Genomic DNA, 15,153 nt, shown 5'->3' with positions numbered 1-15,153 from the left:
CTCAGGCAAGATGACCGGACAAATCGGGCGGATAACGGATGACGAATGCACTGATCACGCTGGGGCTGTGCCTGCTGTTGATGCCGCTATTGTTGTGGTTGATTGGCCGGGCGCTATCGGCCGCAAAAGATAAAAAGCCGGAAGGGGACAAGCGTAAACCCAGGACCGGCATGCCGCACGGTGATGATGAGTGAACTCAGTGGCGCGTGAGGCGATGTGCCGGCCGCGCCGCTGTTATTACGGCTACTGCGGCCAATAATAGGTTTTCTCGTGCCAGCCTTTCCCATACATACATGCCTGAATGGTTGCCGATCGTGCATCTTCGTTACGATCGTTCTGCACTGTTTTAAACGAAGGCTGCTTATCGTAACGGTAGCCTGCCGGGCAGTCCTTCTTGTTTTTCTCGCAGGTCTGGTATTGGTTCTCGTAGCTAAATTCAAAATCTCTCACCACATCGGGCGGAAAGCGTTCATAACCACGCCCTTTGCATTCGGCATAGTCGGCCTCGCGAGTGGTGCTGCTTGCACCAGGCTTTTCCCACTGGGTACAGGCAGTCAATGTCATTAATGGCAACATAATCAAAAAGCTAAACGTCTTCATGGTATCCCTAACTCTTCCTTTCATCCTGTATTCACACGCTAAGAATCTTCCTAGGCGAGAGAGGGCATGAGTGTAATAAACTGATGTTAAAATTGGAAATGATAATAGTTATTGTTTAGGCGAGGTTGATGTAATACCGACAGGACAGGGCTGAAAACGTCATTTCTAATAATGAAATAGTACCCATTGTTATAATGTACCTGCTAACTTTCATTGGGTGAGTATTGATTCTATTTCTTTAAGATATTTACCTAAAGATTAATTCTTATTATTGGTAACGCAAGGGTATTTGAAGAGTCATGAATTAGAATAGGGTTTCTTCTATTGCTTTTTATAAATTATAGAAAATAAAACTATTATTCAATTTGCCGGTAATACGATTGCAATTCATGTGTAAATTTTTTAGATTCAGGATCGAGAAGTGATTGTCATGATGATGAAGATGTTAAAGGGAGTTTTATTTTGGCGAATAAATCTGAAGTACCTAAAGACAGTGCTGATTTACCTTCATTATCAGAAGATTGTGACAGGTTAAGAAACCTTTCCGATGTCGGGGATTCATTTGGTTACGGTCGTACTCGTTTTTATCAATGGTGCCGGGGACGCGGTTTTCTCACGCTGATGAATGCGCCTTCAGCAGAGATGATCAGCGCGGGTTACATGGTGACGACGCTATCAGAGAATGGTTACTCACGCGTTTATGTGACCGAGGAAGGTTTTAATTTTGTGGGCGATGCCTTTCGCGAAGACATTCAAAAACGTATGGTCAAGCTTTAAAGAAATCATAAAAATCTTATTCATTTCAATATACTAACTACGGAATTTTCTTATGTCGGCCGACCGTCCTGCCTGAACGGCATCACGGCCGGCGAAGGGGAGTTCACGGTTTTTACTATTAGCTCGTGCATGCGGGAAGTTATCCTATTTTTTCATTGATGATGCTCTGGCGCTATAGCCGCAGGCTATTGTGTTGCTACTATAAAAGTTGGTTTTCCCCAGGAGCTCAGGATGAAGCATTACGCCGCGTTACTTGTTACCACCGTGCTGTTGTCTGGCTGCGCCACGCAGTCCGTTCCGCTGCAGCAGGCCGAATCACCGCCCCCTAGCCGGCTGCTGCTTTATCAGAATGTGCCGCAGACCCCTTTTGCCACGATAGTGGTGGTACGTGACAGTGGGATGTTGGCGGGCAGTTGCCGAACCGGGGTTTATATCAACGGCGAGTTTGCTGCGTCGCTGGCGGCGAAAGAAAAGGCTGAGTTCCGGGTGCCGGTCGGCAATAATGAAATCAGCATTGGGCAGGATATGATCGAAAACAGTCTGTGTATCTGGCGCGATACCAGCGGCCGGTTACCGATGACGTTGCGTGCCGGTGAAAGCCGCTATTTCCGCGTGGCGGGAGATATGCAACGCGGGTTCGTTCTGCAGGCCGGCAGGCCGTAATTCTGGCGGGGCTGTCAACGCCCCTGCCACCATCCCCATAGGGTAATCAAAAGCCAGGCCGCCGCGATCCAACACAGTACCGCAGCGGCCAGCGCCCAGGACAACCTCATGCTGTTGATAAAGAAATACAGCGAAATCAGATACACCAGATAGGGTAAAACGGCCCACATGCCGAAAATCAGCGTGGTTCTCAACGCTTCGATTGAGCGTTCGCTGCCGACGATGTAATGGGCAATCAGTGCGAAGGTCGGGAACAATGGCACCAGACCGGCGATATAGTAGCTGCGGCTTTTGGCAAGCAGGCCAATGAGTACCACCACCAGTGCGCCAATCAGCGCTTTTACCACGATGCCCATATGTCTCTCTGGCGTAAATAAAAACACATTGCCTGAAATAACCAGGGTGATCAATCATCAGGAGGCTGGGGGAACGGGCCCGCGGTAACGGCAGGCCGGAGGGGATAGCTTATTGGCGGTAGGCGTGCTTAATCTGCTGAATGCTGTTTTTAAAGATTTCGGCCTGGGTCGGATCTTCAATCTGCGCGATAAAGCGTTCCATGTTGATAATGACTTTCCCGGCGTCGGCCTGGCCGATCGACTTCAGGATCAGCGTCAGCGTGGCTTTAAGACAGGCGACTTCTGTCGCCAGCGTTTCCGGGTTTGCAGACGTAGTAAAGTCAACGTTGCTCATTTTCTCTCCTGATTTTGAGGCCGAAGCCTGAAACAATGTGCTTTGTGGTGCGCACCCGCACCGGATTCATTCAACCAGACGTGCAGATGCGTATTTAACTGGGCGCGGAGTATAGCATAGCATGCAGATATCCATCTGCACCGATAGCGCGATATCCGTGTCGGTGTGGCTAACGCGGCATCGCTCTTGGTTTTATCAACTTCCACATTATAGTGCATAGTCACTAGTGATTATTGAATAGACTGTTGGTAGTTTGGTCCCGGGGCCGCCAGGGAATAATAGCCAAGTTATTTTTTTCGAGTTAATAAGTATTTGCCCGTCGGGTTATTGTTAACGTGTTAGGGTTATTTAAATGATCAACCCCGGCTGCGAGCAGACGCCCGAAGCAAGTAATTTCTTTGCGCAATGATTGTTGCCAGGGAAGAGAAAGAACAATCTGTCATATTGTTTTATTTCAATGGATTACAATCTTGTTGTATTAGTGTTAATATTATCCGTGTTGCGATTGCTTACACTGATTTTACCTTCGCTTCGGGATTGTCGCAGTATCATGGGGCCCGGTTCACTCAGGGTAATATTTACATCGAAGATTTTTTATCTGCAGACAAGGGTTTTATCGGGTGGCCTCAGTGACTAAAATTCAAAAATCAGGCCCACTGCGCAAAGTTAATCGGAAGTAAGTATTAATCTGTGTTCATTCTTGGCTGAAAAACAAGTAATATCTCAGGCTATAACAGAGGCTGATTGCGTTACTCCCTTCTTTTTTGGAGATTTTTCCTTGATTAGCGTTCTTCTTGTTGATGACCACGAACTGGTGCGCGCAGGGATACGACGCATTCTTGAAGATATCAAAGGTATAAAAGTTGTCGGGGAGGCCCAGTGCGGTGAGGACGCCGTGAAATGGTGCCGTGGCAATGCCGTAGATATCGTTCTTATGGATATGAACATGCCGGGTATTGGCGGGCTGGAAGCCACGCGCAAAATTGTACGCTATGCGCCCGACGTTAAAGTCATCATGCTGACTATTCACACTGAAAATCCCTTGCCGGCTAAGGTGATGCAGGCCGGAGCCGCAGGTTATCTCAGCAAAGGTGCGGCGCCGCAGGATGTGGTGAATGCCATTCGTACGGTGCAGGCCGGGCAGCGTTATATCGCGTCCGATATCGCACAGCAGATGGCATTGAGCCAGTTGGAGCCGCAGACGGAAACCCCGTTCAGCTGCCTGTCCGAGCGCGAGCTGCAGATCATGCTGATGATCACCAAAGGCAAAAAAGTTAACGAGATCTCGGAACAGCTGAGTCTCAGCCCGAAAACGGTGAACAGTTACCGTTACCGCATGTTCAGCAAGCTGAATATCAGCGGTGATGTCGAACTGACACACCTGGCTATCCGACACGGATTGTTCAATGCGGAGACGTTGTTAAGCAGTGAGTGACCGTTTTGATGCCAAAGCATTTCTCAGTACCGTAACCAGCCAGCCTGGCGTCTACCGTATGTATGACGCTACTGGCACGGTTATCTACGTCGGTAAAGCCAAAGACCTGAAAAAACGCCTCGCCAGTTACTTCCGCCAACAGGTTGGCAGCAGGAAAACGGAGACGTTGGTTAAAAATATCGCTCAAATAGACGTAACTGTTACTCATACCGAAACAGAAGCGCTATTACTGGAACATAACTACATAAAGTTATACCAACCGCGATATAATGTTCTTTTGCGAGACGATAAATCTTACCCGTTGATCTTCCTGAGCGCGGATAGCCACCCACGTCTGGCGGTTCATCGCGGCGCCAAACACGCCAAAGGGGAGTATTTCGGGCCTTTCCCCAATTCTTATGCCGTGCGTGAAACGCTGGCGCTGTTGCAGAAATTGTTCCCGATACGCCAGTGCGAGAACAGCGTGTATCGCAACCGTTCACGTCCTTGCCTCCAATATCAGATTGGGCGTTGCCTGGGGCCTTGCGTCGCCGGATTGGTGAGTGAGGAAGAATACCGGCAGCAGGTGGATTACGTACGCCTGTTCCTGTCCGGTAAAGATCAGCAGGTGTTGCACCAGTTGATCGAAAGGATGGAAAACGCCAGCAAGGCATTGAACTTTGAAGAAGCGGCGCGCATCCGCGACCAGATCCAGGCGGTACGCAGGGTGACCGAACGTCAGTTCGTTTCCGGCAACAGCGACGATCTGGATGTGATTGGCGTGGCTTTCGAGTCCGGCATGGCTTGCCTGCACGTGCTGTTTATCCGTCAGGGGAAAGTGTTGGGCAGCCGCAGTTACTTCCCGAAAGTGCCGGGCGGCACCGACATGAGCGAAGTGGTGCAAACCTTTGTCGGGCAGTTCTATCTACAGGGCAGCCAGATGCGCACCTTGCCGGCGGAAATTCTGTTGGACTTCACCCTGCCGGAAAAAGACCTGCTGGCCGAGTCGCTTTCAGAACTGGCCGGCCGGAAAATCCAGATCCAGAGCAAACCGCGAGGGGATCGCGCGCGCTACCTTAAACTGGCTCGCACCAACGCGGCAACGGCGCTAACCACCAAGCTTTCCCAGCAGTCGACGATCCATCAGCGGTTGGCAGAATTGGCGAAGGTGCTCAATCTGGCTGAAATTAACCGCATGGAATGTTTCGACATCAGCCACACTATGGGGGAGGAAACCGTGGCCTCCTGTGTGGTATTTGACTCGAATGGTCCGCTACGTTCCGAATATCGGCGCTATAATATCACCGGTATTACCCCTGGGGATGACTATGCCGCGATGACGCAGGTGTTGAAGCGTCGCTATGGCAAAGCCCTGGAAGAGAAAAAAATCCCTGACGTTATTTTTATCGACGGCGGTAAAGGCCAGCTTGGTATGGCGATTGACGTATTTAATTCGCTCAACGTGACCTGGGATAAAAACAAGCCTTTGCTGATTGGCATCGCCAAAGGCGCCGACCGCAAAGCCGGGTTGGAGACGCTGTTCTTTGTGCCGGAAGGCGAGGGTATTGCCTTACCATCGGATTCGCCGGCGCTGCATGTGATCCAGCATATCCGCGATGATTCGCATAACCATGCGATCACCGGGCATCGGCAGAGAAGGGCAAAAGTAAGAAACACCAGCGCGTTGGAATTGATCGACGGCGTTGGACCAAAACGGCGACAGGTGCTGTTGAAGTATATGGGCGGACTTCAACCATTATTGAACGCCAGCGTTGAGGAAATTGCAAAAGTGCCGGGTATTTCACAAGCATTGGCAGAAAAGATCTACAATGCATTGAAACACTGAGGGCAATGTAGCAACATACTCTTAATTCCCACTCCAGCCAGATAGTTACCCTAGCATTATGCAATTGAATATACCGACTTGGCTTACTCTGTTTCGCGTAGTTCTGATCCCATTCTTTGTTCTGGCATTTTACCTGCCGTTCACCTGGGCTCCGATGGTTTGCGCCGTCATCTTTGTGTTTGCTGCCATAACCGACTGGTTTGACGGTTTCCTGGCCCGTCGCTGGAAGCAAACGACCCGTTTCGGGGCGTTCCTCGACCCGGTGGCGGACAAAGTGATGGTGGCGGTAGCGCTGGTGCTGGTGGCGGAACACTATCACACCTGGTGGATTACCTTGCCTGCGGCAACCATGATTGCCCGTGAAATTATCATCTCGTCGCTGCGTGAGTGGATGGCGGAGATTGGCAAGCGCAGCAGCGTGGCGGTGTCCTGGATTGGCAAAGTCAAAACCATGGCGCAAATGATGTCGCTGGTCGGGCTGCTGTGGCGTCCCGATCGTACCGTCGAGTATGTGTCTTTCGGTTTGCTGTACATCGCGGCGGTGCTGACTTTCTGGTCAATGTTCCAATATTTGAACGCTGCGCGGAAAGATTTGCTGGAACCCTGATCAAAGCGATGCAAAAATCGTCAAACGAACGTAATGAGACAACAATTTTATTGACTCATTACGTCAGGTAAGTAGAATGCATCGCATCAGACGGCAGCAGTGATTTGCCGAAAGATAGCAAAAAAATCAGTAAGTTCTGATTAATGCGGGAATAGCTCAGTTGGTAGAGCACGACCTTGCCAAGGTCGGGGTCGCGAGTTCGAGTCTCGTTTCCCGCTCCAAATTTGATGAAGCTGGTGTTTCACGAGCTTTAGCCTGATAAAGGCAAACAAGAATTTAGGCGCGTTAACAAAGCGGTTATGTAGCGGATTGCAAATCCGTCTAGTCCGGTTCGACTCCGGAACGCGCCTCCAATTTTCCCGAGCCCGGGTGGTGAAATCGGTAGACACAAGGGATTTAAAATCCCTCGGCTTATGGCTGTGCGGGTTCAAGTCCCGCCCCGGGTACCAGGAAAATAAATTCCAGAATAATCAAAGCAATAAGCAGTAATGTCGTGACCGCCGGAAGGCGGTTTTTTTGTGCCTGAAATTCCATTTCGTCATATCACATCATAATATTCTTCTGCTATCACTGTTATCCTGTTGTCGGGTAAAGACCCTTTTTCAAGACGCTTGGTAAGAAGTGATCTATAACCAAAGAGTGCAATAGATAAGGAGTGTTGGATGAAAGGGGGATTATTTTTATTGGCGATTGTCATGCTGTCTGGCTGTTCAGGGTCTTTTGGATCGATTCTGGGTGTGATCCCGCAAAGCTCCGATGTTTGCCCTCAAGGGAAAAATGCAATAACCGGCGAATGCCGTTAGCTCGCATTGTCGGCTTTTTTCAGCCTAAACCCTGCGGCCAGCCTGAAACTATGGCTGGCAACCCAATCAAGACATATCCGGCTGGTAGATCGCTGTGCCGATCGCCGGATACTGCCTGTTCCAGGCGTTAGAGCCTAGCCTCCACTTCCCAGTAGCGGAAGCCTATCCGCACTGCAGTTTGCCACCCACATCACTGCCACGACGACAGCGATGGAAATGATCGCGCACAGATCCGATTTGCGCATGCTTCTCCTTAGCGAGCATTGATTCCAATAACCTCGATTGCTGCTCTGTGCAGTTTCTGACCGTACTCGTCGGGTTGCCTTTCGATTTCAGCGATGAGGTAGGCGAGAATATTTTGCTTGCTGATGGGTTTGTTAGCGGAAAGCACCTGAATAACGCCTTTGCCGAGCAGGCTGTATATTTGTTCACGGTATGTCTCGATATCTCTATCGTGGAGACCGTAAAGGGAGTAATCGATCATAGAATTTTACCGCTGGTGAAATTTAAAGTGCCAGCCGAAGCTGGCAGAGAAGCCATTAAAAAAATAAAGTCGTGCAAATTTCACTTAGGTTGATAGCTAAGTGGAATGTTAACGATAACGTAGTAAGAATATTCCTATCAATAGGCAGTGGCAGCCCAGACCGCGAATTAGGAAAAACCTCAGGCCACCGCTGCGGCGGCGGAGTTTGCCGCTGAAGGCCCTCGCAACCGGTGCAGTGGCAGAGGCTCAATCTTCCGTCTGTGTCCCCAGGCTTTCGGGCAATAGCTGTGCCAGCAGCAGGTCTAGGGTCAGCATCAGTCCATAGCGTGCCGTACTGCCACCGCTAAGCGGCAACACTTTATCCGCCAGCCCGGCCAGCGTGGTACCGGCCGGGGTCAGGGCGATACGATACGCGCCGGTGGCACCGGCCAGTTTGGCGGCGTTAAGCAAATCGCTGTTTTCCCCACTCATCGACAGCAGGATCACGCACTGTTGCGTGCTGAGCGTGGAGGCCGTCATGCGCATCAGCGCAGGCTCCTGGCAGACAAAAGCGGGGTAACCCAGACCCACCAGGCGCTGTTGCAGCTCATTGGCATAAAGCGCCATGCTGTTTACGCCAAAAATATGCACGCTTTTGGATTGGCTCAGTTGCTGGCAAGCATCGATCAGCGCTGCATGTTCTACTTGCTGCAGCTGTTGATGCAAGCTGGTTTCCACGTCGTTGACGCGCTGTAGCCAGAGCCGTGGTGGGCCATTAGGCGTAGTCTGGGCGGTCAAATAGCGTGAGCCGCTCACGCTGGCCTGAGCCAGTTTCATGCGCAGATCGCGAATATCGTCGCAGCCAATGGTTTTGGCAAATCGGGTAATGGTGGCTGGGCTGACCCCAGCCTGGCTGGCCAGCAATTCGATGGTGGCGGAGGAAGCGAAGGCAATATCGTCCAAAATGGTCTGTGCGACTTTGGCTTCCTGCTGACTGAACTGGTTTTGCCGTGCACGGATCTGATAGACGATGTCGCCAATATCTTCACAACCGATGGATTTAGCAAAACGGCTGAGGATGGCGGAGCTGACGCCAGGCAGTTTGCCGATGCCGGCAGCAGAGGCAAAGGCGATATCCATGCCGCCGAGCACGGGTTGGGCTACCTCTGTCGGGGTGGTTGCCAGCGCAGGCTGGGTGCGCATTAGCGCGATAAAGTCGTTAAGATCCTCACAGCCAAGGGATTGGGCAAAATGAGCGACGATCTCGGTGCTGACACCTGCTCGCTCTGCCAATTGCTCAATGGTTGCTGTTGAAGTAAACCCCGGGTTGTTCAGTATGGCTCGGGCAACTTTTGCTTCCTGGCGGCTGAACGGATCCTGGCGAAACTGAATGTGGTAAACGAGATCCATGACTGCAGTGTCCCTTCTGTAATGCCAACCGGCGATCTGTGCTTCAAACTAGCCTGTTTTTCACACGGCATAAAGCGATAACCAGAAGAATAGGCTAATGAAAATAATTTTCAATCCGTACAGATTTAAAACGAGATACTCTTCGCATTGTTTATTGGTCAATGATTTATCACTCTGTTTTTAAACATAAAAGGCCATTTTTAAATTTTATAGTTATGAAAAATTAGATCGTCGATCACAGTGTTGAAAAAAATTTTCATGATGAAAATTGTTTAATGCATTGTTTTTAAACGATTAGCCAAAAGTCATAATCAAATCATATGGAATCAAGGTATTTACAAGCGTGTTACGGAACTGTTTTATATTTGCATCGCCAAGTGGCTAACAACCGGGATACTGAAAATGCAAACCATCGTCTTATGCTGCGCAGCAGGCATGTCGACCAGCATGCTGGTGCAAAAAATGAAAGCCGAGGCGCAAAAACGGGCGCTGGATATCGTGATTGAGGCCGTGCCGGTGGCGGATTTTGAGCGCATCGTCGAGCGTGCGGACATTGTGCTGCTGGGGCCGCAGGTGAAATATGAACATGCGCGTCTTAGCGAACTTGCTGCGCCAATGGGTAAAACTGTCGCGGTGATCGACATGATGGACTACGGCACCATGCGTGGAGACAAGGTGCTGGACAAGGCGCTGGGCTTGCTGGCCTGATAACACCCTGAGGGGCTTGGCCCCTTAAATCCTTTTATTTATTCATCGACCGTGGGTTATTTCATGACTCTCGGCGGGATCACTGTGCCTGAAATCAGGCCGGGGAGGCGAAGGTGGATTTGGAAACTAGCGTTATGGAGTTGCTTGTTCATGCCGGCAGCGCGCGCAGTTCGCTGCTTTCGGCGCTGCAACTGGCACGTCGCGGTGAGTTCGTGGCCGCAGAGGCTAAGTTGGAAGAGGCAAAGGCCGGCATCGGGAGGGCGCACGGCATGCAGACGGAGCTGATTGGCATGGATGAAGGGGTTGGGAAAATACCGGTCAGTCTGATTCTGGTGCATGCGCAGGATCATTTGATGAACGCCATGCTGATTCAAGATCTGGCCACCGACATGATCGAGCTTTATCGCCGTTTACCGCAGGGGCAAAGCAATGACTAAGATAACCGTAATTGGCGGGGGCAGCAGCTACACGCCGGAGTTGGTCGAGGGGCTGATCGCCCACTATCAGGATGTTCCATTAACCGAACTGGCCTTGGTGGATGTAGAGTCCGGCCGCGAGAAAGTGGGCATCATTGCCGAACTGACTAAAAGAATGCTCAAGCGCAACGGGCTGGAGCAGGTGGTGGTGTCGGTGCATTTCGCATTGGAACCGGCCATTCGTGGTGCCAGCTTTGTGCTGACTCAGCTGCGGGTCGGGCAACTGGCCGCCCGTGCTGCCGATGAGCGTCTGGGGTTGAAATACCAGCGCCTGGGGCAAGAGACCACCGGTGTCGGCGGTTTCGCCAAGGCACTGCGCACCATTCCTGTCATGCTGGAAGTGGCGCGTACCGTAGAAGCGGTGGCGCCGGACGCCTGGATCATCAATTTCACCAATCCTGCCGGTATTGTCACGGAAGCGGTCTCCCGTTACAGCAAGGCGAAGATTATCGGTTTGTGCAACGTGCCGATCACCATGCACCACATGATCGCCGACATGCTGAAGGCTCCCTACGATCAGGTGGACCTGCGCTTTGCCGGGCTGAATCATATGGTATGGGTGCATCAGGTTACGCAAAGCGGTAAGGATGTGACCGCCCAGGTGCTGGAGATGCTGAGCAATGGTGAAACGCTGTCGATGAACAACATCAAGGACTTGCCTTGGCCGCCGGCATTTTTGCAGGCGCTGGGGGCGATCCCTTGCCCGTACCACCGCTATTTTTATCAGACGGCCAGCATGCTGGACGAAGAGCTGGAAGCGGCCGCCGCGCAGGGAACCCGTGCTGAGCAGGTGATGAAGGTTGAGGCAGAGTTATTTGCCCTCTATGCCGATCCGACGCTGGACAAAAAACCGGAGCAGCTAAGCTTTCGTGGCGGTGCCTTCTATTCAGAAGTTGCGGTCGAACTGATCCGCGCCATTCACAATAACAGCGGCAAGGTGCTGGTGGTGAACACCCGCAATAACGGCGCGATCCAGGGCTTGCCGGATGATGCGGTAATTGAAACCAACTGCGTGATCGACGCGCAGGGCGCTCACCCGCTGAGCTTCGGACCGCTGCCGCTGGCCATGAACGGGTTGACTCTGCAGGTAAAAGATTTCGAACGCTTGACCATTGAGGCCGCGGTGCATGGCGATCGTCAGAGTGCGCTGTTGGCGCTGGTGGTGAATCCGCTGATTGGCGGCGTCGGTATCGCACAACCTTTGCTGGATGAGGTGCTGAACCTGAACCAAGCCTATTTGCCGCAGTTCAACTAAGTCGATATTCCATAATAATAATCATGCTAGCCGGCTTGGCCGGGCAGGGGGAATGATGGCGGGTTTAAATAGCATTCTGGAACGTTACGTATTGCCGACGGCGTTAAAAATCGCCGGGCAAAAACACATTTTATCGGTACGAGACGGCATCATTCTCAATATGCCGTTTATGTTGATCGGGTCATTTTTCCTGATCTTCGCCTACTTGCCGATCCCGAGCTATGCCAACCTGATGGGGGAGGTATTCGGTGCGGCCTGGCGAGACAAGCTGTTGTATCCGGTCAAGGCGACCTACGACATCATGGCGATTATCTCCAGCTTCGGCATTGCCTACCGGCTGGCGGAAAAATACCGCGGCATGGATCCGCTCAGTACCGGTGCCGTTTCGCTCGTGGCCTTTATCATGACCATTCCCCAGCACACGCTGTTTGCGCCGGTGAAGGGCGCTGCGGAGCAGATTGTCAAAGGCGTACTGCCGATGAATTTTATCGGCAGCCAGGGATTGTTCGTGGCGATAGTGGTGGCGCTGTTGTCGACGGAAATCTACCGGTTCGTGCATAACCGCAATCTGGTGATCAACATGCCTGAAGGGGTACCGCCGGCGGTGGCGAAATCCTTCCTGGCGCTGATCCCGGGGTTTTGCGTGCTGGCAGTGATCCTTCTGCTGCGCCTGATCGTCGAAGCCACGCCGTTTGGCGATATCAACACCATGATCGCCACGCTGATCGGTATCCCGATGCACCACGTGGGCGGAACGCTGCCGGGGATGATTTTCTCGGTGATCCTGATTGGCCTGCTGTGGACGCTGGGGCTGCATGGCGATGCTATCGTACTGGTGTTCATTCAGCCGGTGTGGTTGGCGAATATGTCGGAAAATCTGGTGGCTTTTCAGAACAACCAGCCTATCCCGCACATTATTACTCAGCAATTTTACGACTTATGGATAGCGCCCGGCGGAACCGGCGCCCTGTTGGGGTTGGTGATCTTCATGCTGGTGCGCAGCCGTAGCGCGCAGATGAAACAGCTGGGGAAAATCGCCGCACCGGGGTGCCTGTTTAATATCAGCGAGCCGATGGTATTTGGTATCCCGCTGGTGATGAACCCGTACTTCTTCCTGCCATTTATTTTGACGCCGGTGGTGCTGGTGATCGTGACCTACACCGCGATGGCAACCGGTTTGGTGACGCCACCGGTTGGTATAGCCTTGCCATTTACCACGCCGATTTTCATCAGTGGCTATCTGGCGACCGGCGGCCATATTTCGGGAACCGTGATCCAGGTGGTCAATCTGCTGATTTCAATGGCGATTTACTACCCGTTCTTCCGTGCCTGGGATAAGCAGAAATACCGCGAAGAAAATCAGGCCGCAGCATCAGTACCAAGCGCTGCGGTCGGTGAACAACCCCTGACGCCGTAAAGATAAAGGCCCCCTCCTGCGGTAGTGAGCATAACTGCTGCCGCAGGAAGGATAAAAACCGCTTCACACACGAATTGTTACATCATAACAACGTTATTTTTCTCCTCCTTAGCAACGCCTGCCTAAATTGCCTGTCAGATAACCACCCAGCAGCAGGGGGAGAGAAACTCTCACAACAACCTGTATCTGGCAGATGGCTATGAACTCACTTTGGCGGGAATGGTATTAAAAATGCAGAAGTTCCGACGTTGGACCCAGTTGCAGGTCTCTTTCTTTATCGCTTTTTATCTCGGTGTTTTACTCAATATCCCTATATTTTATCGACGCTATCAACAACTCCACAACGACAACCTGTTGTCGATTGGCATTGAAGTCGTCGCTGCCTTTTGTCTGGTGTGCTTTATTACCTTGCTGATCTCGTTTTTGGGGCGCCGTTTGTTTCGGGTTTTGGCCTCGCTGCTGGTACTAAGCTCGGTTGCCGCCAGCTATTACATGGTGCTGTTCCACGTTGATATCGGTTACGGCATTCTGGCGGCGGTAATGACCACCGACGTTGATTTGTCCAAAGAGTCGGTCGGCTGGCATTTTGGCGTGTGGATGGTACTGGTGAGCCTGTTGCCGCTGCTGCTGATCTGGCTGGCCCCCATGCACGAAGCCGCATTCAAGCGCGGTAATCGGCTAGCATGGGGTAAAAAAGGCGGCATTATGTTGGCCGCAGGGCTGTTCTGCTGGCTACCGCTTCAACTGATGGGCCAGGTGCAGGATCAACACGATCGTGAAAATAATCAGATGATGGCCAGCTATGGCGGGGTAGTGGCCGGCAGTTATTCGCCGTCCAACTGGCTCTCGGCATTGGGTTTGTTGACTTACAGCTCGTACAGCCAGGCGGAAGACAGCCGTAATTTGTACGATCCGGCGGCGCATTTCACCTACCAGCCGCCAAAGGATGTTAACGATCTCTATGTGGTATTCGTGATTGGCGAAAGCGCCAGGCGCGATCATATGGGAGTCTACGGCTACCAGCGCGACAATACGCCGAATCTGGACAAAGAAGCCAACCTGGCGGTGCTGCAAGGCTATTCTTGCGACACGTCGACCAAGCTCAGTCTGCGTTGCATGTTCGTCAGAGAAGGCGGCGCCTCGGAAGAGCCGCAGCGCACACTGAAGGAAATGAACGTTTTCTCGGTGCTGAAAAAGCAGGGTTTTTCCTCCGAGCTGTTTTCCATGCAAAGCGAAGCCTGGTTTTATAATAAGACCCAGGCGGACAGCTATTCTCTTCGAGAAAGCATTCAGGCGGAAAAACGCAATGCCGGCAAACCCGTTGATGATATTGCGTTGATCGATGAACTGAAGGATTCACTGGACCGTCATCCGCAGGGCAAACATTTGGTCATTTTGCATACCAAAGGCTCGCATTATATGTACACCGAGCGCTATCCCCGGGCTTTCGCCCGCTACCAGCCGGAGTGCCAGGGCATTGATGACACTTGTTCAACGGAATCGATGATCAACTCTTACGATAACAGCCTGTTGTACACCGACTATGTTCTTGAGCAGGTGTTCAATCAGTTGCGAAATCGCAACGCTATCGTGTTTTACGCATCTGACCACGGCGAGTCGATCTCGGAAAATATGCATTTTCACGGCACGCCGCGCGATCATGCGCCGAAAGAGCAACGCACCGTGCCTATCATGGTGTGGGCATCTGACAAATTCCTCAGTCAGCCCGATCACCAGGCGGCGTTTAACCAGTTAAAGGCGCTGCAACAGGCTAAAACACCGGTGTTTCATGAAAAGCTGTTCGACAGCATTCTGGGCTGCATCGGTTATACCTCACCGGACGGCGGCATCGTGAAACAGCGTAACTGGTGTCAGGTCAACTGAGTCCCAAAACGCACCACCAACCGCCGTAATGAAGTGAACCCCGAAAGTTGGACACCCAACAAGTAGGGGTTTTACGCTTAAATGGGCAGAAAAAAGTACACAACAGAATTCATCCGCAAGGTTGTCCTCCACTACCTCAA

16 protein-coding genes and 3 tRNA genes are annotated in these 15,153 nt (G+C 51.8%); 14 read left to right on the top strand and 5 right to left on the bottom strand.

The window, feature by feature from the left end:
• Positions 1-38: 38 nt before the first annotated feature.
• Positions 39-194 (top strand): hypothetical protein, encoded by a 156-nt coding sequence (locus H5P17_RS03940; RefSeq protein ID WP_182821394.1) that lies wholly within the window; start codon positions 39-41, stop codon positions 192-194.
• A 49-nt stretch (positions 195-243) separates the two neighbouring features.
• Here the strand turns inward: H5P17_RS03940 and H5P17_RS03935 are convergent, their stop codons facing one another.
• A complete protein-coding gene (locus H5P17_RS03935) occupies positions 244-600 on the bottom strand; it encodes a hypothetical protein (protein WP_044549709.1) in 357 nt (118 codons plus the stop codon).
• 462 nt (positions 601-1,062) lie between these two features.
• Here H5P17_RS03935 and H5P17_RS03930 point away from each other — a divergent pair, with 462 nt between their 5' ends.
• Together H5P17_RS03930 and H5P17_RS03925 are read left to right on the top strand one after the other, a co-directional pair.
• A complete protein-coding gene (locus tag H5P17_RS03930; RefSeq protein ID WP_182821638.1) occupies positions 1,063-1,377 on the top strand; it encodes a hypothetical protein in 315 nt (104 codons plus the stop codon).
• Between the two features lie 231 nt (positions 1,378-1,608).
• Positions 1,609-2,040, top strand: coding sequence for a hypothetical protein (locus H5P17_RS03925; RefSeq protein ID WP_182821391.1), 432 nt, complete (start codon positions 1,609-1,611; stop codon positions 2,038-2,040).
• A gap of 14 nt (positions 2,041-2,054) precedes the next feature.
• Here the strand turns inward: H5P17_RS03925 and H5P17_RS03920 are convergent, their stop codons facing one another.
• Both H5P17_RS03920 and H5P17_RS03915 read right to left on the bottom strand, forming a co-directional pair.
• On the bottom strand, positions 2,055-2,396 hold the full coding sequence (locus H5P17_RS03920) for a GlpM family protein (RefSeq protein WP_044549716.1): 342 nt from the start codon (positions 2,394-2,396) through the stop codon (positions 2,055-2,057).
• A 109-nt stretch (positions 2,397-2,505) separates the two neighbouring features.
• Positions 2,506-2,730 (bottom strand): DUF2594 family protein, encoded by a 225-nt coding sequence (locus tag H5P17_RS03915; protein WP_020826235.1) that lies wholly within the window; start codon positions 2,728-2,730, stop codon positions 2,506-2,508.
• Positions 2,731-3,508: 778 nt separating this feature from the next.
• Here H5P17_RS03915 and uvrY point away from each other — a divergent pair.
• From uvrY to H5P17_RS03885, 6 genes are all read left to right on the top strand, one after another.
• The gene (uvrY, locus tag H5P17_RS03910; protein ID WP_041414407.1) at positions 3,509-4,165 is read left to right on the top strand and encodes a UvrY/SirA/GacA family response regulator transcription factor; all 657 of its coding nucleotides are present in this window, start codon (positions 3,509-3,511) and stop codon (positions 4,163-4,165) included.
• Positions 4,158-5,990, top strand: coding sequence for an excinuclease ABC subunit UvrC (gene uvrC, locus H5P17_RS03905; protein ID WP_044549720.1), 1,833 nt, complete (start codon positions 4,158-4,160; stop codon positions 5,988-5,990). The genes uvrY and uvrC overlap by 8 nt, the downstream gene beginning before the upstream one ends.
• 58 nt (positions 5,991-6,048) lie before the next feature.
• On the top strand, positions 6,049-6,597 hold the full coding sequence (gene pgsA, locus H5P17_RS03900; protein ID WP_020826238.1) for a CDP-diacylglycerol--glycerol-3-phosphate 3-phosphatidyltransferase: 549 nt from the start codon (positions 6,049-6,051) through the stop codon (positions 6,595-6,597).
• Between the two features lie 145 nt (positions 6,598-6,742).
• Positions 6,743-6,818: transfer RNA gene (locus H5P17_RS03895), tRNA-Gly, on the top strand.
• Positions 6,819-6,876: 58 nt separating this feature from the next.
• A tRNA-Cys gene (locus tag H5P17_RS03890) sits at positions 6,877-6,950 on the top strand.
• Positions 6,951-6,960: 10 nt separating this feature from the next.
• A tRNA-Leu gene (locus H5P17_RS03885) sits at positions 6,961-7,046 on the top strand.
• 607 nt (positions 7,047-7,653) lie between these two features.
• Here H5P17_RS03885 and H5P17_RS03880 read toward each other — a convergent pair.
• Together H5P17_RS03880 and H5P17_RS03875 are read right to left on the bottom strand one after the other, a co-directional pair.
• Positions 7,654-7,884 (bottom strand): biofilm development regulator YmgB/AriR family protein, encoded by a 231-nt coding sequence (locus H5P17_RS03880; RefSeq protein ID WP_044549721.1) that lies wholly within the window; start codon positions 7,882-7,884, stop codon positions 7,654-7,656.
• Positions 7,885-8,130: 246 nt separating this feature from the next.
• On the bottom strand, positions 8,131-9,273 hold the full coding sequence (locus tag H5P17_RS03875; protein ID WP_182821389.1) for a MurR/RpiR family transcriptional regulator: 1,143 nt from the start codon (positions 9,271-9,273) through the stop codon (positions 8,131-8,133).
• Between the two features lie 402 nt (positions 9,274-9,675).
• Between H5P17_RS03875 and H5P17_RS03870 the strand changes: the two genes are divergently transcribed.
• The 5 genes from H5P17_RS03870 (at position 9,676) to eptB (ending at position 15,013) form a co-directional block, all read left to right on the top strand.
• Entirely contained in the window at positions 9,676-9,981 is a 306-nt protein-coding gene (locus H5P17_RS03870; protein WP_044549723.1) for a PTS sugar transporter subunit IIB, read from the top strand.
• Positions 9,982-10,115: 134 nt separating this feature from the next.
• Entirely contained in the window at positions 10,116-10,418 is a 303-nt protein-coding gene (locus H5P17_RS03865; RefSeq protein WP_044549724.1) for a PTS lactose/cellobiose transporter subunit IIA, read from the top strand.
• Positions 10,411-11,712 carry a 6-phospho-beta-glucosidase gene (locus tag H5P17_RS03860; RefSeq protein WP_182821387.1) on the top strand — a complete coding sequence of 434 codons (1,302 nt, stop codon included), beginning with the start codon at positions 10,411-10,413 and terminating at the stop codon, positions 11,710-11,712. Before H5P17_RS03865 ends, H5P17_RS03860 begins: the two co-directional genes overlap by 8 nt.
• A gap of 55 nt (positions 11,713-11,767) precedes the next feature.
• Positions 11,768-13,129: a PTS cellobiose transporter subunit IIC gene (celB, locus tag H5P17_RS03855; RefSeq protein ID WP_044549727.1), complete on the top strand. Its 1,362-nt coding sequence runs from the start codon at positions 11,768-11,770 to the stop codon at positions 13,127-13,129.
• Positions 13,130-13,360: 231 nt separating this feature from the next.
• Entirely contained in the window at positions 13,361-15,013 is a 1,653-nt protein-coding gene (eptB, locus tag H5P17_RS03850) for a kdo(2)-lipid A phosphoethanolamine 7''-transferase (protein ID WP_182821385.1), read from the top strand.
• Positions 15,014-15,153 lie beyond the last annotated feature (140 nt).

Origin of the sequence: Serratia sp. OS31 (assembly GCF_014164835.1) — a bacterium.
In the GTDB taxonomy this organism is placed as follows: Bacteria; Pseudomonadota; Gammaproteobacteria; order Enterobacterales; family Enterobacteriaceae; genus Serratia; species Serratia liquefaciens_A.
This window is presented reverse-complemented; position numbering and strand designations above follow the sequence as displayed.

Excerpts from the sequence above, each read along its gene's own strand:
- eptB (WP_182821385.1), top strand. The coding sequence starts at position 13,361 with ATGCAGAAGTTCCGACGTTGGACCCAGTTGCAGGTCTCTTTCTTTATC.
- H5P17_RS03870 (WP_044549723.1), top strand. The coding sequence starts at position 9,676 with ATGCAAACCATCGTCTTATGCTGCGCAGCAGGCATGTCGACCAGCATG.
- H5P17_RS03935 (WP_044549709.1), bottom strand. The coding sequence starts at position 600 with ATGAAGACGTTTAGCTTTTTGATTATGTTGCCATTAATGACATTGACT.
- H5P17_RS03940 (WP_182821394.1), top strand. The coding sequence starts at position 39 with ATGACGAATGCACTGATCACGCTGGGGCTGTGCCTGCTGTTGATGCCG.
- pgsA (WP_020826238.1), top strand. The coding sequence starts at position 6,049 with ATGCAATTGAATATACCGACTTGGCTTACTCTGTTTCGCGTAGTTCTG.
- celB (WP_044549727.1), top strand. The coding sequence starts at position 11,768 with ATGGCGGGTTTAAATAGCATTCTGGAACGTTACGTATTGCCGACGGCG.
- H5P17_RS03920 (WP_044549716.1), bottom strand. The coding sequence starts at position 2,396 with ATGGGCATCGTGGTAAAAGCGCTGATTGGCGCACTGGTGGTGGTACTC.
- H5P17_RS03865 (WP_044549724.1), top strand. The coding sequence starts at position 10,116 with ATGGAGTTGCTTGTTCATGCCGGCAGCGCGCGCAGTTCGCTGCTTTCG.
- H5P17_RS03880 (WP_044549721.1), bottom strand. The coding sequence starts at position 7,884 with ATGATCGATTACTCCCTTTACGGTCTCCACGATAGAGATATCGAGACA.
- H5P17_RS03875 (WP_182821389.1), bottom strand. The coding sequence starts at position 9,273 with ATGGATCTCGTTTACCACATTCAGTTTCGCCAGGATCCGTTCAGCCGC.
- H5P17_RS03925 (WP_182821391.1), top strand. The coding sequence starts at position 1,609 with ATGAAGCATTACGCCGCGTTACTTGTTACCACCGTGCTGTTGTCTGGC.
- H5P17_RS03915 (WP_020826235.1), bottom strand. The coding sequence starts at position 2,730 with ATGAGCAACGTTGACTTTACTACGTCTGCAAACCCGGAAACGCTGGCG.
- H5P17_RS03860 (WP_182821387.1), top strand. The coding sequence starts at position 10,411 with ATGACTAAGATAACCGTAATTGGCGGGGGCAGCAGCTACACGCCGGAG.